Raw genomic sequence first — 19,351 nt, 5'->3', positions numbered from 1 at the left:
ATCAGCATGATAAGAGGTAACATTCAACATGATATTGATATTTCTTATCTATTACTAGGTTGTTTTATTTACGCTTCAGTCATCTCTGTTTATAGTATGTGAAGAGAGAGAACCAGCTGGGGATTCTATAAATATCAACACATTTTACCTTTTCGCTAATAGCGATTAAACAAGGTAAACGTATATATTAAGATGCGAAATATCTAGAAACTCTTATAATTAAGAGGATAAGAACAAATATAAGATGGGGGAATTTATATGACTAAAGATGTTAATAACTTTCCATTCATTGAAACAAATAGGCTACTATTAAGAGAAATTGTAAAAGATGATGCAAATGATATTTTAAAATATCTGTCTGATGAAGAAGTAATGAAATATTACGGTTTAGCACCTTTTAAAACCATCAACGAGGCTTTAAATGAGATTTCCTGGTATCAATCAATACTAAATGAACAAACGGGAATAAGATGGGGAATCACTTTAAAAGGAAAAGATGAAGTTATTGGGAGTTGCGGCTTTCTTAATAGAGTCCCCGAGCATTACCGAACTGAAATTGGTTATGAATTAAGTAAAGATTATTGGGGACATGGAATTGCGAGTGAGGCATTGGAGGCTGTCATAAGGTATGGGTTTAAATATTTAAAGTTTCAAAGGATAGAAGCTTTAGTCGAGCCTCCTAATATATCTTCACACAAATTAATAGAAAAACACGGCTTTATTAGAGAAGGGTTATTGAGGAATTATGAGTTCGCATATGGGAAATTTGATGATTTATATATGTATTCTTTGTTAAAGCAAGATTTTGAGAAACTGCAAGAAAGTAAGCTAAATATGTAAACAAACATGCACCCATATAGAAATTAAATTTTTTCTTCATATTATACTAGAACTCTTAATTTGTGTTAAAATTTACCTGGTTATTAATTGTGGCATATAGGAACAGTATCCTTAGATTAAATTTGGACTCTATCTTCTTTGCTTGTTGGTTGAGAAATAACAAGAAATTCAACATCTTCGTCAGAGCGATTCATCATTTGGTGGGCAACATGAGGAGGAACTTCTACTCCTTCAAGTGGTGTTATATTTCCTAATTGTCCATCTATTTCTAATGTAGCAGTTCCCTTTAATACAAAGAAAAACTGTCGAGATTTTGTATGGTAATGGCGTACTTCAGAGGTATTAGGGGGCATACGTTCATGGATAACACTTAAATCTTTTTGATTTACTAAACGCCATCCATCGCATTGATCTCCCCAAATATAATGTTCTGCATTTTTTTGACTGATTTTCATTTTTATCTCGTTCCTTTCAGTATGATCAGATAATTCTGTGAAATGAATACTATAACTATAACTTTTAGATTCTTACTTTACAATAACGGCTTTCTTGAATAATCCAAATCTACATCAGTATTTGGCTGGTTTTCTTGAGGTTATAAATAGAAAAGCTTATACTTGCGAGGTAAACTTTTTTACATATAGGGGGAATAGGCATGATTTTGAAACCTAAAGCAATATTTTTAGACATGGATGGGACAATTTTAAACCGCTATAATAAGGTGAGTGTGGCAACAAAAGAAATTATTGATGACTTGCGGGCTCAGGGAATATTTGTTTTTATTGCTACAGGAAGAGCCTTTGATGAAATAGAAGAATTAGTGCCAAAAGGATTTAAAGTTGATGGATGTATTACCTCAAATGGTATGGCAGGATATGTAGACGGAGAGGCCGTATTTAAACATTCTCTTTCCCTTGAGTTGGTAGAAACGATTATTAAAAAAGCGAGAAAAAACAAGGTGTACTATGAGCTTTTCCCATATGATGCTCAGCGTATGACATTAAAACAAGATAAACAATACGTGGAAGAAGAAATTCGAGAGCCAAAGCCAGACAGTGTTGAAATTAATGAGTGGCTTTCACGCAAGAATGCCCTTAAAGAAGAAATTGCTTGGAAAGATGACGTTGAGGGAAGTGAATTTTCGAAGTTCTATTTCTTTTCACGAACAAAAGAACATATTAATAAATGGAAAGATGAGCTTAACGAACTAAAGAAAGAAATAGATTTTACGACTTCTACTTCTTCTAATCACAATGTCGAAGTGATGGTTGCAAATGTAAATAAAGCAACAGGGATCAAGCAGATGTTAAATCATTTTGGATTGGCTGCGGATGAAATTCTTGCTATTGGGGATAGTAATAATGATTTACCAATGTTTCAATTTGTTAGCCATGCTGTAGCAATGAAGAATGCTTCGGCTTCTATTCAAGAAATTGTTGATGATGTAACAGAGTTCACATGTGATGAAGATGGAGTATATCACTATCTTTCTCAATTCAGACTGCAAAAGCCAAATCAAGAGATGATCACTTCTAAAAAAGATAATAAATAACCTAATTCATCAGTTCTTAAAAAAAGAAGACAAAAGCATAGCCCTGTTAGCTATGCTTTTTGTTGTTAGCTATGTTAGTTTATCAGTCTTAAGCAAAAATGAGGAGCTTTTATTATAAGCTATCCTCTTATAGTTGTTGAAAATAGGTTAAAACATATATACTTAATACATGTTTAAGGTTTTTAGAAAGAAATGAGGAGAGTATGTAAAGATGGGTCAAAACAACCAACTATATCATTTTTTATTAGAAAGAACACGCTTATTGACTGAACAATGGTATGAAGCTTTAGACAAAGACAATTCATCTGGTGTGTATGCATCTGATGACCCTGAAGTTGTTGAGATGGTAAAGAACCAAAATTATGAGTTTCATTTACGTTTTTGTAGAGTCTTTGATGAATCATGTTCTAAGGATGAGTTTTTATCTGCTTTCAATAAATGGATTCATGAGACTTCCCGGGAAGAAGAACATCAACATACACCAACTCACTTGATATTGCGAGAGTTCTTTAATAATCAAGAACAGTATCTAGATTACATACAAGAATTTGTAAAAACGAGCAAAGAGACCTATTCACAAGAAACGATTAACGGATGGAACCGTAAGATTATTGAAACCTTTAATCGTGTGATTTTAGCTTTTTCAAAAGAAAGTTATAAATATGCGGAAGAACGTCTAGCTGCTCAAAAGGATATGATTCATGAATTAAGTTCCCCGATTATTTCACTTAGTGAAGAGCTCGCTCTTCTCCCTCTTGTAGGAGATATTGATACTGATCGTGCTCAGAAGGTAATGGAAAATACTTTACAGCAATGTTCAGATCAATAAGTAAATCATCTTTTAATTGATTTATCTGGAGTACTCATTATCGATACGATGGTGGCTCATCAAATTTTTCAATTAATCAAGGCTTTGAAATTAATTGGTGTGACCTGTACACTTTCAGGAATTCGACCTGAAATTGCTCAAACCGCCATCCAAATTGGAATCGATTTTGATGAATTATCTGTGGTTTCTAGTATCCATCAAGCTTTAGCTCAACGCAATTTACTTCAGTAACCTGTTATTTGCATGCAGTCGGGTTATAGATATGAAAAGGGAATTTAGAGAAACGAAAACCTTTAAATAAGCAAGTTTTGTATTTGTCAATAAATAAAAGATTAAAAAGACCTTATTAATAATTAATAAGGTCTTTTGAGTGTGAGTAATCAAGATTATGTACACTAACGGTTATATGTAAACTGAATTTGTATAGAGTAGGTATTAAATAATGTCGTTTACACACCTCTTTATGGTAAAATTTAGAATGTAATCTTACATTTTAAGGAATGAAGAGGTGTTTACAGATGAAGCAAGTTGAAGATGTTGTAACTTTGTTTTCTAAGGAAGAAAGTAATGTTATTAAGGCTCTAAAATTAATTGCGAGAAATCAACAAGTAAAGACAAAAATTCAGGAATCTGAAGAACTTTATCCTTTATTGAAACGTGCAGCAAAAAGGTTTGTTGCGGGAGAAACAAAAGAAGACGGAATCCTAAAAGGAAGAGAATTGCTAAACAAAGGATATGCTATTTCTCTTGAATATATAGGGGAAAATACAGACACAGTTGAGGAATGTGAGTGTGCTAAGGAAAGGTTTATGGATTTAATGGAAAGTCTGGGGGAAGCATCTATGTCATCTACCATATCTCTTGATTTATCTCACATAGGCTTGTCCGTTCAATCCGATATTGCCCTCAAAAACCTTATAGAATTGGCTGCGAAAGCAAAGAAATACAGTTTATACATTATGATTAGTATGGAAGAATCAAATAAAACCGATAGGATCATTGAAATTTATAAAAAGGTATCTCGAGAATATGATAATGTCGGTCTTACACTACAAGCTCATTTGAATCGTTCCGAAGATGACATTCTTGATTTACTTCATTATCCAGGGAAAATTAGGTTAGTAAAAGGTGCTTATCAAGAGCCATCTAATCTTGCTATTACGAGGTCAGATGAATTAAATCATCGTTACCTTCAGTTTGCTGAGCTATTAATAAAGAAAAACCATCCTACCTCTATTGCAACTCACGATGAATCTATCATTCAAGAACTAAAAAAACGAGGCCATTTAAATCACGACAACGTAGAACTTGAAATGTTATATGGAGTAAGAGCTGATTTAATGAAACGTTTAAAGGAGGAAAATTATAAAACAAGAGTGTATCTTACATACGGAACAGAGTGGTACTTGTATTTGTGTCACAGACTTGCTGAATATCCGCCTAACATCTATGTAGCCCTCACAGATATGATTACTCCCCACAAAGGCAATCAGTCTCTATACTAAGCGCAGAATGAGTAAAAAAGGTTGTTAATTATCCAACCTTTTTTACTTTGTTGTGTCATTATTTTATGTAAGTACTAAAAAGTTACATTATAATCACTAAAAATGTGTAGAACATCCAACCTAAAAAGGGAAAGCTAAATGAGTTAATCGTTCACTAATCCTTTTAGGGGTATTAAATTTAATTTATTACACAGAATAATTCTAGTTTACCTTAATAGTAATGAGATTTTTATCTTTAATAGGAGTTGTTGTGTAATGAAAGGAAAATCAGTGTTGCTTGCTGTGCTTCTATTACCTTGGTTATCGCTTTTTAAGGTTGATAAGTTGACTTTTAAAAGATATTTACCTGTTTTAACTTTTAGTTCGTTAGTGATTGCTCTAATCAGTGAACTATCTAAAAGTTATACATGGTGGAAAGTTAAAACACCCATTTTTCCAAGACTTTCAAGTGACATTTCTTTTATTTTTGGGCCATTCTTTATAGCAAACTTTTGGGTTTTTAAATTAACGTATGGGAAATTTAGTCATTATATGCTCCTTAATATTTTATTTGATTATATGTTTGCTTATCCTTTAACAAGCATTGCAGAAAAATTAAAAATCTACAAAATGGTAAGCATGACTCATTTTCAATTATTCATCTTATCAATTGCTACAGCCGTTATTAATTATGGTTATCAATTTTTTATACAAGATGTTTTAAAGTCAGATAGGGAAATAAAAAAGCAAAACTAGGCATGTGCCTATTTCAATAATTTATGTCTGGTCATTGCCATTACTCTGATAAAAAGGCAATACTATATTCATTTTAAAAATAGAGGTCAATTGCTTTTACTATTATGCTTTATAAAAAGTGTGATATGGATTAGAAATGAATATGTAAAAAAGTATCTATCATTAAGCAGAGAAAGCTTACGAAATGTAGTCTCATAAACTAAAGGTCAAGGAACATTTCTGTTTGGCTTTCATTATAATTTAAGGAAGAGTCCAAACTCGTTGTTGATTAACGACTTTGGGCTTTTTTACTTTCTTAATTTTTGCTATTCTACACTGTCTTTATTCTATTATTTTCTCCTTTTCAAATAGACATTTATCATCAAATTCCAAATTCAGTAATCTACCTGTGCAAAAACCCATTCTATTTAATATAATATAGATAAGCTTATTTTAATTACATTATTAACAAAGGAGCATGGAGAGTGGAAGAAAGAGAATTACTTGTAAAAAATCTAGTACTAACCTTTAGGACACAAATCAAGAGAAAACGCTCAACTATCCAACCTATAGTAAAACATTATATCCCGTTAAATGAATTTTACGTGCTAAAAGTTTTATTTGAACATAATCAAAAGATGACAGTTTCGGAAATTTCAAATAAGCTTCAAGTAGCAACAAGTCATATTACAGGTGTTAGTGACAGGTTAATTAAAAAAGGGTTAATCACTCGAGAACGGAGTACAACAGATCGTAGAATTGTATACGTTACCATGACGGATAAGGGAATAGAACTTACTAAGGAAATGAAACAAGTGCTATATGAATGTTTTGATGAGAAATTTGAAGATTTCACAAATGAGGAACTAGAAGACTTTATTTATTTGTTAAAAAAGATAAAACTCGAAAGAACGTGATGATCAATAATATGACTTTAGCTATGCCTTCTACACTCAGTTCTAGAAGGTAGATCTAAGGGAAAGAAAAAGTACAAACTCCTTGTAAGGCAACGGAATTGTGCTTTTTCTTTTTATGACAAGACATAAACCATATTGAAAACCATAATCTCAACAGCTTTTTACGTACGATATTTTGTGTTAGATGAACTAGACGTAACTAGAATTGCCAAAGCTCCTCTCTCGTAATTATCTATGTAATAATCATAGAACTTTTGTTTAATGTGTTCGTATAAAATAGAGGGGAATAAATAGATGCTACAATAAAAATGAGTGCGGGAGATTAGTTCACGAATAGAATATGGTACCTTAGTAAAAGCAAATCTTCTTTTTTAAAATGAAGGGAAGTATAGATAGAAGATTTTTAGAGAGAGTTGGAAGAAACGATGGGAGACAACATCTAAACTGTTTTGTATTTTGTACATAATGCTCCTTCTTGGAATGATGATTTCTTTCTTTATTCAAGAATTTGATGCCTAGTTTTAAGAACATAAAATAAAACGATATGATGAAACCTAGATCGTGGAGGAGGAAAGATATGTTGAAAGGATTAAGAGTTTTTTTATCAGTAATAGTTGTTATTTTATCTGGATATGGCTTACTCACTCAAAGTTTTAAGCTTATGCCATATTCTATGTTACTATTGAGCGCTCTAATATTAATAACAGGATTCATTGAACTTCAAAAAAACAAAAAAGAATTTTGGGGTTATGTGTGCATTGTAGTTTCCTTATTTGCCTTATCTGGATCTATACAAGGGTTTTTATTAAATTAGTGGTTGTAACAGTTAAATATTTTGTTTGAGAAATTCTTAAAAGAAAAAGGAGTGGTTATCTAAAAGATCTCACTCCTTTTTCCTGCTTATAATCAAGATCATAGTCACTGAGTTTTATTATAATAAACAGTCAATTCTTATAATTGTGTTGTCTCAATTGAATTTAACTTTTGTATTACTTCTTCCGTTGTCAAAACTTTAGCAAACTCATTATCTAAAGTTGCTAAAGAAACATTATGGATTTGTTCAGCGGAATAATAGGTGTTGTCTGCTCCTTTGATGGCAAATGCAGCCGTTGCATCAGATACTAAGTAAGTTTCAAATCCTAAATTACCGCTCATTCGAGTAGTAGTAGATACACAATGAGGAGTTGTTAATCCTACGATGACAACTTTTTGTATGTTGTTTTCTTTTAAATGTTCCTCAAGACCAGTTCCTATAAAAGCACTGTTTACCTTCTTTTTTAAAATGGTTTCATCTCTTACGGGAACTACACTATCTTTAAAAGCTGAACTTTGTTTACTAGGATGGAAGATGGATTGATCGTTATCAGATAAATGCTGAATATGTACAATTGGATATTCTCTTTTTCTCCACGCTTTTAATAAGAGTTTAATATTGTCCTCAGCATGCAGGTTGTTTCTTGGGCCCCATTTTTCATCTTCAAAAGCTTTTTGGACATCAATGATTATTAAAGCCGTATTAGTAAAGTTTTCTCCCATGTGTCAATCTCCTTACGTCTTTTCTACATATTTTAACATTTATATTATAGAGATGGATTAAAAGTAAGAATTTTATTTAAACTTCCTAAAATATGTTTTTAGAAGTTTTATATCCATCGCTAGCTTATGAAGCTAACTTCTTGCATTCTTATGCACATGTTTGACAATGATCATGATCGTGTTTTTTGCACTCGTTCCCACATGCTTCACAAATAGCTGCACATACTTGAGCTAATTCAGAAACAAAGGGTGTCCCTCTTCCTAAAGCTTGTTCTAAATAAGCACAAATATCTACACACTCTCGATCCAAACGAATGCATTGAGCCATCATTTTAACTCAAGCAGGCATCATAACAGTGATTACAAGTAGTCATACATTCATGTAGAGTTTCAATTATAGATTGATAGTTTTCATTATGTGCAATTTCCTATAATAAATAACCTTTAATCAAAAGAAAATCCTTTGCTTGGTACAGCAAAGGATTTTTTCATTTATCCGAATAGGGGAGGGAATACATAATTAGTCTGTCCAAACTATTAGATTAATATACTTATATATTTTAGAAAGTTCCCTTTAGTAGTTTATGTACGATAAGTAACATTATGGTAACTAGGTTTATGTCCTTTATACAATGTAAAAACAAAAAAGGAGATGAGAGGGCTCCAGTATCCTTTTTTGCTTAGAGCAAGATAAGGCTTAAGGAAGCTGGAAAGCTCACAACCCCTTGAATAGTTTGCTCATTAATGTAGGATTTTATCGTGTATATAGAAATAGGTTTCACTAAAAATAATATAGAAAAGGAAGTTATATTATTTACAAAACAAAGGTATTTTAATATTTACCATGATAGGGATCATCAACTATTATGTTATGGTATTTAGATAATAACCTATAGTATAAATATAGGTGAACGTCCAGAATAAATACATATAAATTAAAGCAGTATTTATAAGAAAGCAAAATATCCTTTAAACATAGGGAGAAATAATGGACAGAGAATAAAAGGATATAGGGAATAGGTGAAATGAATGAATACAAGACAAAAGGAAGTTCTATTTTTATTGTTATCTGAATCTGATGAACATGTATTGGTGCAAGACCTTGCAGATCGAGTGAATTGTTCGGAAAAAACGATTCGTAATGACTTTAAAGCAATTGAGGATTATCTTATGAAGTATTCGAGTGCCCTTCTTGTTCGAAAACCCGGATTAGGAGTGTACTTAGAGATTGGGGAACCTGAAAAGATAGATTTATTTAATAGATTGTATCGTGTTCATAATCGTACAAAGTATGAATCAGATGAAGAAAGAATTTTAGAGATTGCTTATAATTTGTTGATGAATGTAAAGTCAGTTACAGCACAGGAGATGGCTACTCAGCATTTTGTCAATCGGGCTACTATAAAGAAAGATTTAGATAACATTGAAAAGTGGTTAAGTCGTTTTGGATTAACGATCATTTCCAAACAGAGAGTGGGATTGATGATTGAGGGAAGTGAAAAGGATAAAAGAAAGGCGCTAGCTAGATTGTCAGATTTAATTCGTAATTCGGATTTTACACATCAATTTATTAAGAAGCAATTTCTATATCATGAAGTTGAATTTGTTATGAATGAATTGAAAGCGCTACAAAAACGGCATTCCTTGTTCTTTACAGATGATACATTTGAAAGTTTATTGACGCACACGTTACTTATGATACGGAGAATAAAACTCAAGCAGTCTATTTCAATTTCTGCACAAGAAATTAAAATAATGAAAGAAACAAAAGAATACAAATGGACGTTGGAATTTTTAAAACAACTGGAGTTGGTTTTTACGATTCGTTTTCCAGAAGAAGAAGCAATCTATTTAACAACTCATATTTTAGGAGGGAAGCTTCGTTATCAGGAGAAAGCAGAAGGAGAGAGTAAGTTTAGTGAAAATAACCTGATTCTTTCCCAGGTTATTCAATATTTGATTACACGTATGTCACAGTTAAATGAAATAGATTTTAGTAAGGATCCAGTTCTTATTGAGGGGTTACATATTCATTTATATACCACATTGAATCGGTTGCATTATGATCTTTCACTATCGAATCCGATGCTTCATGATATAAAAAGAATGTATCCTTATATGTTCGATATGCTAATTCAAGTATTAGAAGAAATGAATGAAACGCTTGCTGTTTACATTCCGGAAGAGGAAGCAGCATATCTTACTTTACACTTTGAAGCAGCGATGGAACGTTTGGATCATCAAGAAAAATCTAAAAAAGTCATTATTGTTTGCCATATGGGAATCGGAATGTCCCAGTTGTTACGCACAAAGATTGAACGGAGATTTCGTCATGTTCACGTGATGGGGTGTATAGCGAAAGCAGATTTGGAGGCGTACTTAGCGACACATCAAGATGTAGAACTTATTATTTCTACAATCACCCTTCCTAAACTCGCTCTTCCTCACTTTGTCGTATCTCCGTTATTAGAGTGGACAGAAGAAAAAAAACTAGAAGATTTTATAAAGAAACTGAATAAAACACATTATAAAGAAAAAGAAGACTTTGTTATGTTAAACTACACAACGCCGTTCTTAGTGTTTTTACAACAAGAAGTGAAACACCCTTATCAGTTAATTGAAAAGTTAGCAGAAGCTTTGCATAGTAAAGGTTATGTTGATAAAGATTATGCAGAACATGCGATTATAAGAGAAAAAATGTCAGCAACAGCGATTGGGGCCGGGATTGCTATTCCTCATGCGAACGCTAAGTTTATTAAGGAATCAGCTATTGCCATTGCGACATTGAAAGAACCAATTGAATGGGGAACGGAGGAAGTATCACTTGTATTCATGTTAGCAGTTAAGAGCGATGAGAAAGAAGTAACAAAGAGACTATTCCAAGAGCTGTCTGTTATAAGTGAACAACCATCTTTTGTTCAAAAGCTGACAAAGGAAACAAATGTAATGAAGTTTTTATCCTATTTGCATAATTAAGCGAAAAGTGAGGTCGAGATACCTCACTTTTTTATTATGGTAAAAGGTCGATTTTTCCGGAAGTTACGGTAAAAAACGAAACTTTTGTCATCTTCATCTTGATATATATTAAATGTAGGCGCTTACAAAGGGAGTGAGGAGGATTGAAAATGAAAATATTAGTCATTACATCGTGTCCGAATGGGATTGCCCATACATATATGGCAGCAGAAAATTTGCAAAAAGCAGCGGATAAATTAGGAGTTCAAATGAAGGTTGAAACCCAAGGTGGTATCGGGGTAGAAAATGAACTGAATGAGCAGGATATCCGCGAAGCAGACGGTATTATTATCGCTGCTGATAGAGCTGTAAATAAAGATAGATTTGTAGGAAAGCCATTACTAGTTGTTGGAGTACAAGATGGTATTCGTAAACCCGAGGAATTGATCCAGAAAGTAGTAAGTGGTGATGTACCAATTTATCGTTCACAGTCTACAACGCTAGAAGGGAATCAAATAGCGAAAAAACAAAATCCAATATATCGTCATTTAATGAATGGAGTATCTTTCATGGTGCCGTTCATTGTAGTAGGTGGATTATTAGTTGCCATTGCGCTAACTCTTGGGGGAGAAAAAACACCAGGTGGTTTAGTTATTACAGAAGGTTCTTTTTGGAAAACAATTGAACAAATTGGCAGCACATCCTTTACATTTATGGTGCCAATTTTAGCAGGATATATTGCTTATAGTATAGCAGATAAGCCTGGCCTTGTTCCTGGTATGATTGGTGGATATATTGCGGCAACGGGAAGTTTTTATGGAAGTGAAAGCGGTGCTGGTTTCCTTGGCGGAATTATCGCTGGTTTCCTAGTTGGTTATATGGCGTTAGGAATTAAAAAATTAAAAGTTCCAAAAGCGATTCAACCTATTATGCCCATTATTATCATTCCAGTAGTTGCTTCACTTATTGTAGGTCTTGCATTTGTATTTATTATTGGTGCTCCTGTCGCACAAGTTTTTGAGTCATTAACAGCTTGGTTAGCAGGTATGCAAGGTTCAAGTTCTATTCTTTTAGCGCTTATTTTAGGAGCCATGATTTCTTTTGATATGGGTGGACCGTTCAATAAGGTAGCCTTCTTGTTTGGTTCAGCGATGATTGGAGAAGGAAACTACGAAATTATGGGTCCAATTGCTGCAGCAATTTGTATTCCGCCAATTGGAATGGGGCTTGCTACGTTTATAGGAAAGAGAAAGTTTCAAACGTCTGAAAGGGAAATGGGGAAAGCAGCATTTACAATGGGGCTATTTGGTATTACTGAAGGTGCAATCCCATTCGCAGCACAAGACCCACTTCGTGTCATTCCAAGTGTTATGGCGGGTTCTATGACAGGTGCCGTTATTGCAATGATTGGTCATGTAGGAGATAGAGTAGCACATGGCGGTCCAATTGTAGCTGTATTAGGAGCTGTAGATAATGTAGTGATGTTCTTTGTAGCTGTAATTGTCGGATCTAGTGTGACGGCTATTGTAGTAAATGTATTGAAAAAAGATGTGTCAAAGATAAAAAATCCGGAAGTTGAACAAATAAAAGAAGTTTCAGCAACAAGAGAAATGCCACAAGTACAACAAGAAACTCAAGTAGAAAGTAAACAAATTGTTATTCAAAAACTAACGGAAATTATAAATTTAGAGCTCATTGAAACGGATTTAACAGGGGAAACACGCGATGAGATCATTGATGAAATGATTGGAAAATTGAACCATGTTGGTGCACTTCATTCAGAGGAAGAATTTAAACAAGCAATTATGAATCGTGAGCAAGAAGGTACAACAGGTATTGGCATGAACATTGCGATTCCACATGGAAAATCAGATGCTGTTAAGAAACCAAGTGTTGTATTCGGAATTAAGCAATCAGGTGTAGATTGGAAAAGCCTTGATGGAACGGAAGCGAAGTTAATATTTATGATTGCTGTACCAAAAGAAAGTGAAGGGAATGAACATTTGAAAATCCTTCAAATGCTTTCTCGAAAACTGATGGATGACAGTTATAAAGAGCGATTATTATCTGTTCAAACAAAAGAAGACGCATACAAGTTACTAGATGAAATTGCATAGAATGGAGGATTTTAATTATGACTGAACCATTATTTTTTGCACCAGTTTTTCAAGAAAGAATTTGGGGAGGAACACAATTAATTTCTTTTGGATATGAAATTCCATCGAATCAAACTGGGGAGTGCTGGGCTTTTTCAGCGCATCCACATGGACAAAGTGTTGTTAAGAACGGAAAATATAAAGGATTATCTTTAGGTGAATTATGGGAAGAACATCGAGATTTATTTGGGAATGTGGAGGGAGAACGTTTTCCTCTTCTTACAAAAATCTTAGATGCTAATCAAGACTTATCCGTTCAAGTTCATCCAAATGATGAATATGCTAGTATCCATGAAGGAGAACTAGGAAAAACAGAGTGTTGGTATGTAATTGATGCTATAGAAGATGCAGAAATTATTTATGGGCATCATGCGAAAACAAAAGAAGAATTAATTGCTATGATTGAAAATCAAGAATGGAACAAACTATTACATCGAATAAAGGTAAAACCAGGAGATTTCTTCTATGTGCCAAGCGGCACGGTTCATGCAATTGGTAAAGGGATTTTAATATTAGAAACGCAGCAAAATTCAGATACAACTTATCGATTATATGATTATGATAGAAGAGATTCTGAAGGGAATTTACGTGAGGTTCATCTTGAAAAGAGTATTGAAGTGACTGAGACACCATTTACACAAAATCAACTATCAGTTATGCATGAAAAAGTAGAAAATTTGAGCATAACACACTTTGTTCAAGGAGATTATTTTTCAGTAGAAAAATGGGAGCTAAAAGGGTTAGCCCATTTGAAACAGCAAAAGCAATTTCTTCTTGTTAGCATAATTGATGGAGAAGGGGAACTAATAAAGGAAGATAAGAGTTATTTCTTCAAAAAGGGAGATCATTTTATATTGCCTACTAGCTTTGGAGAATATGAACTTGTCGGTGATACTAAATGTATTGTTTCAAGTTTGTAATAGTTGTATTTATTAATACGCGTAGTATATTACTTGTTACTGATAATACTAGAAAGTCTGTTTAATGACATTTTCCCTTTTTCTACTACAAAATAAGTATAAAAAAAGCTTTGGTCTAACCAAAGCTTTTTTTATTCCCATTACTACAGCTATTTTACTTAACTTGATAATACTTTCTAACAATAAGTCAAATCTATTTTTTTGGACTACGAGATAGAATCGTAGTCTTTTGAATAAGACCATCCATTACTTTTGACACAATTAACATTTATTTAGCAATAAAAAAATAACAATATTAAATAAAAATTTATTGTAAAACGATAAATTATGTGTTAAATTCAAATTGACAATAAATAAGTGAGGTGCTTTTTATGAACAAAGGAACAACCTTCTTTTTAAAGATAGCTGTTATTCTTATGGGAATTCCAGTTCTTGCTTTAGGCATATTTTTAGTGCCTGAGGTAGGGAGCTATGCAGCAGAATTGTATCCAGATATGGCGTATATAAAATATCTTATTTTCATCGATTTGTATGCAGCGGCGATCCCGTTTTACATTGCTCTGTATCAAGCTTTTAAACTTTTAAGCTATATTGATAAGAATAAAGCGTTCTCTACAATTTCTGTAAAAGCTTTAAAGAATATAAAATACTGTGCCATCACAATCAGTATCTTATATATGGTCGGCATGCCACTTTTATATCTCATAGCGGAGAAAGACGACGCCCCAGGTATTATATTAATTGGATTAGTAATTATTTTTGCTTCAATGGTAATTGCGGTCTTTGCTGCTGTTCTTCAAAAACTATTAAAAGAAGCGATTGATATAAAATCAGAAAATGACTTAACAGTCTGAGGTGAAAACAATGGCAATTATAATCAATATTGACGTGATGCTGGCTAAAAGGAAAATGAGCGTTACGGAACTTTCGGAGAGGGTTGGAATAACGATGGCTAATCTTTCTATATTGAAAAATGGAAAGGCAAAGGCAGTTCGATTATCCACTTTAGAGGCGATTTGCAAAGCATTAGAATGTCAACCAGGAGATCTTCTAGAATACCGAAGTGATGAAGATACCCAAGATTAATAAAATAGGAATATGTAACATAGAGAGGAAGAGAAAGTTGTTCAAGGGTGAACTTATGCATCTAACCCTAAATGTATTCAGCTACACTAAGCAGGACTTCCATCTATTTAGAAAAAAACGTTGGAGGACCAAATCATGAGGGCACTAAAACAACTCGTTCGTTTTGGTTGGGAGCAGGCCCTCTCGTGTTTGTTTCCTGTCGTTATTTTTGCTTCTTTGGCTTTTACACAAATCATGCCAATATCCTTCCTGCCACGATATGACTGGCTGCTCATCATCTGTCTGTTGATGCAGTGGTGGATGGTGCGTTTTGGGCTTGAAACACAGGATGAACTAAAGGTTATCACATTGTTTCACCTTATTGGACTCTTTCTTGAACTTTTTAAGGTACATATGGGTTCCTGGTCTTACCCAGAGGAAGGATATTCTAAAATTTTTGGAGTACCTTTGTATAGTGGATTCATGTACGCAAGTGTAGCGAGTTATCTTTGCCAGGCGTGGAGGAGATTTAAGGTTGAACTGATTAAGTGGCCACCGTTTTTGGTAGTTGTACCTCTTACAGCTGCGATTTATTTGAACTTTTTCACCCACCATTATTAGATTGACATTCGTTGGTGGTTATCTGGACTTGTAATTATCGTCTTTTGGCAATCATGGGTCACATACGAGGTTGATGGAACTCGTTACCGTATGCCACTCGCGCTTTCCTTTGTGCTCATCGGTTTTTTTATATGGATAGCCGAAAATATCGCAACATTCTTTGGAGCATGGGAATATCCAAACCAAACTGATGCATGGAGCCTCGTTCATCTAGGAAAGGTGAGTTCATGGCTCTTATTAGTGATTGTTAGCTTTCTTATAGTAGCAACGTTAAAGCAGGTTAAGGAAAAATCCCGCTAGGATAGATACTAGTTAATTTTTATACTGCTAAGAACGCTCTTTTTAAAAGTCAAATTCTTAGCATAATAAGGCATTGGGGTTTTGTAAGTTGAAATTCCTCTAGCGTACAAAATTGCGAATAAGATAAATTGGAAAAGGCAACGTTAGAATTGTTGCTTTTTTCTTTATAAATAGCTTTTCAAAATGCATTTAGTAGGGGATCTTGTGAAAATATTTACTTAAACTATAGGGGGGAGTTTATTTAAGTTCTTTATCGAGCGCATTTATGGAGTAACGAAAAAAGAAAAGACACAGAACTCTTAAATGATACGGGATTCGCTCCTCTCTAACTTTCCCAAAGATGTTTTATGTAAATTAAAAATACATAATTTATACATTTTCTAACTCACTAAGTTATGTTTTAGTGAGTTTTTGTATGGAAAATTTATAAAAAGAAGAAAAATGGGGATATCTAAATATCAGGATTTATGCTGTTTTACTATTGATTACTCATCGTTTTGTAAGTTGGTTTCAGGCAGAAAAAAGATACAACTAAATAATAAATAAAGGCCAAGGGAGATTCTCCCTTGGCTTTCGTCATAATAATTTAGATTCAACTTGTAAATAATATACATATCTTGAACAATTATTCTCTGGAGGTACCTAGATTATGACGACACATCCTACTCAGTTAACGTCAGCTGAAATAGCTTGTATATGGACTAACTATATGCAAGATAGTATGTCCAAATGTGTATTATCTTATTTCTTACAAACGGTAGAAGATGAAGATATGCGTCCCCTTATTCAGGAGGCGTATGATATCTCTTGTGCTCATATTGAGAAGTTAACCACATTATTTCAACAAGAACAGATTCCACTCCCAACAGGATTTACAGATGAGGATGTGAATGTGAATGCTCCTCGGTTATATACAGATGCTTTTATCCTTCAATATTTAGCCCATATGACTAGAGTAGGGATGCTTGGATATAGTGGATTCACCTCTATGGGGGCGAGGAAAGACCTCAAATCGTATTTTATAAAAGGACTGGGAGAAACATCTGATTTATTTGATAAAACTACAGATTTATTACTAGAAAAGGGATTATATATTCGAGCACCTTATATCCCGTACCCGACCGAAACGGATTTTGTAGATAGTCACAAATATTTAAGTGGTTTTTCTCTATTCAATAAACAACGGCCATTAAATGCTATAGAGATTTCCCATTTATACATGAATAGTGTCACTAACCATATCGGAAGTAAACTGTCCCTTAGTTTTGCCCAAGTCTCCTTTCATGAAGAAGTTCAAAATTGGATGTTAAGAGGAAGGGATATTTCCCGAAAACATATGCGGATTTTCACAAGGATTCTTCTTGATAGCGATATAGAATCCCCTATTTCATCTGATGTTGCCATTACCGATGCTACAACACCGCCTTTTTCGGATAAACTGGCTATGTTTCATATGGGAATGTTAAGTGCAACAGGAACAGGAAATTACTCCACAGCAGCATCAGCTAGTCAAAGAACGGACCTCATTCTTAATTATGAACGTTTATCCCTTGAGGTGGCTCAGTATGCTAAGGATGGAGCTGATATCATGATTAAGAATAAGTGGATGGAGCAGCCTCCTACAACATTAGATAAAGAGAAACTGGTAAAAAAGAAAAAATGAACCTCTAAGAGGAGTTTATGAAAGAACGAATCCATAAAAATATAATGATGTAAATAAACTTTGGATATCATCTAAAGTATAAAACGAGAAGAAACGACTTGAATCAGTCGTTTTCTCGTTTTTAAAGATGATAAATAACTTTATAGAAGTGTTATGGCTCAAGTTCACCTTGTTGATGTTGTATGAAAGCGATATGCGGATATCCCTATCAACTGTTTCAACGATCATTCCAGTGTCCTTCATTCGTTAAACAAGTATGACAAACCAAATCCTATATAAATCAATAGATGTAAGCAAAGAAGGGAGTTTTCAATGAATGGAGAAAGCGAAAATAAGCGGAATTCAACTCTTTGCTTTGATGTTTATCTTTGAGTTAGGAACAGCCTTGGTTGTCAGCTACGGAGGAGAGGCAGGAAAGGATGTCTGGCTTTCTATTCTCTTAGCAATGAGTGGAGGGATTATCTTATCGTTTATCTATTATTTTTTATTTCGTCAATATCCTAACTTGCTTCTTACTGGATATACACGTGAGATATTGGGTAAATACGTTGGATGGATTGTTGGTTTGTTATACTGTGTCTACTTCTTGTATATTTGCGGAAGAAACGTACGAGAATTCGGAGATTTATTAGTTTCATCTACCTTATCAGAAACCCCCTTATTGGCAATTAATCTTACACTTGTGCTAGTGATGTGCTATGTCATTCATCTAGGAGTGGAAGTAGTAGGGAGGACAGCAGAAGTATTTATTGTTATTTTACTTTTGTTAGGGGGAGCGGGGAATTTTTTTGTTCTTGTATCAGGAGATGTTGATTTTTATCATATCCTTCCTTTTCTTGAACATGGCTGGAAACCTATCTTTACTACAGCCTTTCCTCATCTACTCATTTTCCCATTTGGTGAAATGATAGCCTTTACGATGATCGCACCATATTTAAATCAACCTCAATTAGTAAAGAGAGTATGGCTGATAGCCTTAATTTCAAGCGGACTTATTTTAGGCTGGACCGTCTTGTTAAATATATCTGTTCTTGGTGTAGAAGTGATGAAAAAGTCTACATTTCCAACGTTAACAGCAGTTGGGAAGGTCAATCTGTTGGATTTTATTGAAAGGCTTGACGCAATTGTGGTTTTTACATTATTGATTACTGTCTTTTTCAAAGCATCGGTCTATTTGTATAGTGCAATTATTGGAATAGCTGATTTATTTAAATTAAAAAGGTATCATCCCATTCTTTTGCCAATAGGGACTATTGTTATTTTCCTATCTCTTACAATGGCTTCTAGTTTTTTAGAGCAAGGAGAAGAAGGTTTTATTACAGAGATCGTTTCTTTCGTTATGTTTGTCGTTGTTCCTTTGTTTATGCTGCTAATCTCTAGTATCCGTTCGTATTTTAAAAGGAAATTGAACGAGCAATAAATTTTATACTAATGCTATTATTAAACATGAATGAAAAGAGAATTTAGCATAATAACAGGTTAAATAGGGATTTTTACATTCGAATTAGAAACGTATTTAGTGGGATTTTTCTTTGGTTTATCTCGAATTACTAATCCTTATTTTTTATCAAGATTGAATAAAACACGGTAAAGAAGGTTTGATTAAATCAAACTTTCTTTACCGTGTTTTGTGAACTAGCCGTGTATATCGTATGTTTATTCTATTACTAAGGATTAGATTGTTTTTGGCTAAAATGTTAATTCAATGATATTAAATTTTACAATAGCGATATATCCATAATAATTAACACTCAGTATCTAATTTATACACTAAAACA

17 protein-coding genes and 2 pseudogenes are annotated in these 19,351 nt (G+C 33.5%); 16 read left to right on the top strand and 3 right to left on the bottom strand.

The window, feature by feature from the left end:
- Positions 1 to 258: 258 nt before the first annotated feature.
- Positions 259 to 840 (top strand): GNAT family N-acetyltransferase, encoded by a 582-nt coding sequence (locus tag MOC86_RS18635; protein ID WP_268585483.1) that lies wholly within the window; start codon positions 259 to 261, stop codon positions 838 to 840.
- A gap of 116 nt (positions 841 to 956) precedes the next feature.
- Here MOC86_RS18635 and MOC86_RS18630 read toward each other — a convergent pair whose 3' ends face one another.
- Complete coding sequence (locus tag MOC86_RS18630; RefSeq protein WP_268585482.1) at positions 957 to 1,295, bottom strand: cupin domain-containing protein; 339 nt, start codon at positions 1,293 to 1,295, stop codon at positions 957 to 959.
- Positions 1,296 to 1,495: 200 nt separating this feature from the next.
- Here MOC86_RS18630 and MOC86_RS18625 point away from each other — a divergent pair, with 200 nt between their 5' ends.
- From MOC86_RS18625 to MOC86_RS18600, 7 genes are all read left to right on the top strand, one after another.
- Positions 1,496 to 2,392, top strand: a complete 897-nt coding sequence (locus tag MOC86_RS18625) for an HAD family hydrolase (RefSeq protein WP_268585480.1) — start codon at positions 1,496 to 1,498, stop codon at positions 2,390 to 2,392.
- A gap of 211 nt (positions 2,393 to 2,603) precedes the next feature.
- Positions 2,604 to 3,221, top strand: a complete 618-nt coding sequence (locus tag MOC86_RS18620; protein ID WP_326847742.1) for an RsbT co-antagonist protein RsbRB — start codon at positions 2,604 to 2,606, stop codon at positions 3,219 to 3,221.
- A gap of 15 nt (positions 3,222 to 3,236) precedes the next feature.
- Positions 3,237 to 3,452 carry an STAS domain-containing protein gene (locus MOC86_RS27395; protein WP_326847745.1) on the top strand — a complete coding sequence of 72 codons (216 nt, stop codon included), beginning with the start codon at positions 3,237 to 3,239 and terminating at the stop codon, positions 3,450 to 3,452.
- Between the two features lie 287 nt (positions 3,453 to 3,739).
- A complete protein-coding gene (locus MOC86_RS18615; protein ID WP_268585478.1) occupies positions 3,740 to 4,726 on the top strand; it encodes a proline dehydrogenase family protein in 987 nt (328 codons plus the stop codon).
- 255 nt (positions 4,727 to 4,981) lie between these two features.
- The gene (locus MOC86_RS18610) at positions 4,982 to 5,461 is read left to right on the top strand and encodes a hypothetical protein (protein ID WP_268585476.1); all 480 of its coding nucleotides are present in this window, start codon (positions 4,982 to 4,984) and stop codon (positions 5,459 to 5,461) included.
- A 464-nt stretch (positions 5,462 to 5,925) separates the two neighbouring features.
- A complete protein-coding gene (locus MOC86_RS18605) occupies positions 5,926 to 6,357 on the top strand; it encodes a MarR family winged helix-turn-helix transcriptional regulator (protein WP_268585474.1) in 432 nt (143 codons plus the stop codon).
- A 577-nt stretch (positions 6,358 to 6,934) separates the two neighbouring features.
- Entirely contained in the window at positions 6,935 to 7,171 is a 237-nt protein-coding gene (locus tag MOC86_RS18600; RefSeq protein ID WP_268585473.1) for a DUF3953 domain-containing protein, read from the top strand.
- A gap of 137 nt (positions 7,172 to 7,308) precedes the next feature.
- On the opposite strand, the gene MOC86_RS18595 is transcribed toward MOC86_RS18600, so the two are convergent.
- Positions 7,309 to 7,893 carry a cysteine hydrolase family protein gene (locus tag MOC86_RS18595; protein WP_268585472.1) on the bottom strand — a complete coding sequence of 195 codons (585 nt, stop codon included), beginning with the start codon at positions 7,891 to 7,893 and terminating at the stop codon, positions 7,309 to 7,311.
- A 148-nt stretch (positions 7,894 to 8,041) separates the two neighbouring features.
- Positions 8,042 to 8,267: pseudogene (locus MOC86_RS18590) on the bottom strand (four-helix bundle copper-binding protein).
- A 655-nt stretch (positions 8,268 to 8,922) separates the two neighbouring features.
- On the opposite strand from MOC86_RS18590, the gene MOC86_RS18585 reads away from it, so the two are divergent.
- The 8 genes and pseudogenes from MOC86_RS18585 to MOC86_RS18550 all read left to right on the top strand — a co-directional run bounded on the left by MOC86_RS18585 (position 8,923) and on the right by MOC86_RS18550 (position 18,993).
- On the top strand, positions 8,923 to 10,869 hold the full coding sequence (locus tag MOC86_RS18585; protein WP_268585471.1) for a BglG family transcription antiterminator: 1,947 nt from the start codon (positions 8,923 to 8,925) through the stop codon (positions 10,867 to 10,869).
- A gap of 149 nt (positions 10,870 to 11,018) precedes the next feature.
- Positions 11,019 to 12,965, top strand: a complete 1,947-nt coding sequence (locus MOC86_RS18580; protein WP_268585470.1) for a PTS fructose transporter subunit IIABC — start codon at positions 11,019 to 11,021, stop codon at positions 12,963 to 12,965.
- A 17-nt stretch (positions 12,966 to 12,982) separates the two neighbouring features.
- On the top strand, positions 12,983 to 13,924 hold the full coding sequence (gene manA / locus MOC86_RS18575) for a mannose-6-phosphate isomerase, class I (protein WP_268585469.1): 942 nt from the start codon (positions 12,983 to 12,985) through the stop codon (positions 13,922 to 13,924).
- 371 nt (positions 13,925 to 14,295) lie between these two features.
- Positions 14,296 to 14,778, top strand: a complete 483-nt coding sequence (locus MOC86_RS18570) for a DUF2975 domain-containing protein (RefSeq protein WP_268585468.1) — start codon at positions 14,296 to 14,298, stop codon at positions 14,776 to 14,778.
- A gap of 10 nt (positions 14,779 to 14,788) precedes the next feature.
- Positions 14,789 to 15,010, top strand: a complete 222-nt coding sequence (locus MOC86_RS18565) for a helix-turn-helix domain-containing protein (RefSeq protein ID WP_061806037.1) — start codon at positions 14,789 to 14,791, stop codon at positions 15,008 to 15,010.
- A gap of 135 nt (positions 15,011 to 15,145) precedes the next feature.
- A pseudogene (locus MOC86_RS18560) lies at positions 15,146 to 15,910 on the top strand (DUF817 domain-containing protein).
- A 649-nt stretch (positions 15,911 to 16,559) separates the two neighbouring features.
- Positions 16,560 to 17,573, top strand: a complete 1,014-nt coding sequence (locus MOC86_RS18555) for a DUF3231 family protein (RefSeq protein ID WP_268585467.1) — start codon at positions 16,560 to 16,562, stop codon at positions 17,571 to 17,573.
- 316 nt (positions 17,574 to 17,889) lie between these two features.
- Positions 17,890 to 18,993 (top strand): GerAB/ArcD/ProY family transporter, encoded by a 1,104-nt coding sequence (locus MOC86_RS18550; protein WP_268585466.1) that lies wholly within the window; start codon positions 17,890 to 17,892, stop codon positions 18,991 to 18,993.
- The last annotated feature ends 358 nt before the right edge of the window (positions 18,994 to 19,351 follow it).

It is taken from the genome of Priestia endophytica (assembly GCF_026790145.1).
GTDB classification, from domain to species: domain Bacteria; phylum Bacillota; class Bacilli; order Bacillales; family Bacillaceae_H; genus Bacillus_I; species Bacillus_I endophytica_A.
Note: the sequence above shows the minus strand (reverse complement) of the source record. Positions and strands in the feature narration are given on the sequence as shown.

Excerpts from the sequence above, each read along its gene's own strand:
- MOC86_RS18620 (WP_326847742.1), top strand. The coding sequence starts at position 2,604 with ATGGGTCAAAACAACCAACTATATCATTTTTTATTAGAAAGAACACGC.
- MOC86_RS18625 (WP_268585480.1), top strand. The coding sequence starts at position 1,496 with ATGATTTTGAAACCTAAAGCAATATTTTTAGACATGGATGGGACAATT.
- MOC86_RS18555 (WP_268585467.1), top strand. The coding sequence starts at position 16,560 with ATGACGACACATCCTACTCAGTTAACGTCAGCTGAAATAGCTTGTATA.
- MOC86_RS18600 (WP_268585473.1), top strand. The coding sequence starts at position 6,935 with ATGTTGAAAGGATTAAGAGTTTTTTTATCAGTAATAGTTGTTATTTTA.
- manA (WP_268585469.1), top strand. The coding sequence starts at position 12,983 with ATGACTGAACCATTATTTTTTGCACCAGTTTTTCAAGAAAGAATTTGG.
- MOC86_RS18565 (WP_061806037.1), top strand. The coding sequence starts at position 14,789 with ATGGCAATTATAATCAATATTGACGTGATGCTGGCTAAAAGGAAAATG.
- MOC86_RS18585 (WP_268585471.1), top strand. The coding sequence starts at position 8,923 with ATGAATACAAGACAAAAGGAAGTTCTATTTTTATTGTTATCTGAATCT.
- MOC86_RS18635 (WP_268585483.1), top strand. The coding sequence starts at position 259 with ATGACTAAAGATGTTAATAACTTTCCATTCATTGAAACAAATAGGCTA.
- MOC86_RS18570 (WP_268585468.1), top strand. The coding sequence starts at position 14,296 with ATGAACAAAGGAACAACCTTCTTTTTAAAGATAGCTGTTATTCTTATG.
- MOC86_RS18630 (WP_268585482.1), bottom strand. The coding sequence starts at position 1,295 with ATGAAAATCAGTCAAAAAAATGCAGAACATTATATTTGGGGAGATCAA.
- MOC86_RS18610 (WP_268585476.1), top strand. The coding sequence starts at position 4,982 with ATGAAAGGAAAATCAGTGTTGCTTGCTGTGCTTCTATTACCTTGGTTA.
- MOC86_RS18550 (WP_268585466.1), top strand. The coding sequence starts at position 17,890 with ATGGAGAAAGCGAAAATAAGCGGAATTCAACTCTTTGCTTTGATGTTT.
- MOC86_RS18595 (WP_268585472.1), bottom strand. The coding sequence starts at position 7,893 with ATGGGAGAAAACTTTACTAATACGGCTTTAATAATCATTGATGTCCAA.
- MOC86_RS18580 (WP_268585470.1), top strand. The coding sequence starts at position 11,019 with ATGAAAATATTAGTCATTACATCGTGTCCGAATGGGATTGCCCATACA.
- MOC86_RS18615 (WP_268585478.1), top strand. The coding sequence starts at position 3,740 with ATGAAGCAAGTTGAAGATGTTGTAACTTTGTTTTCTAAGGAAGAAAGT.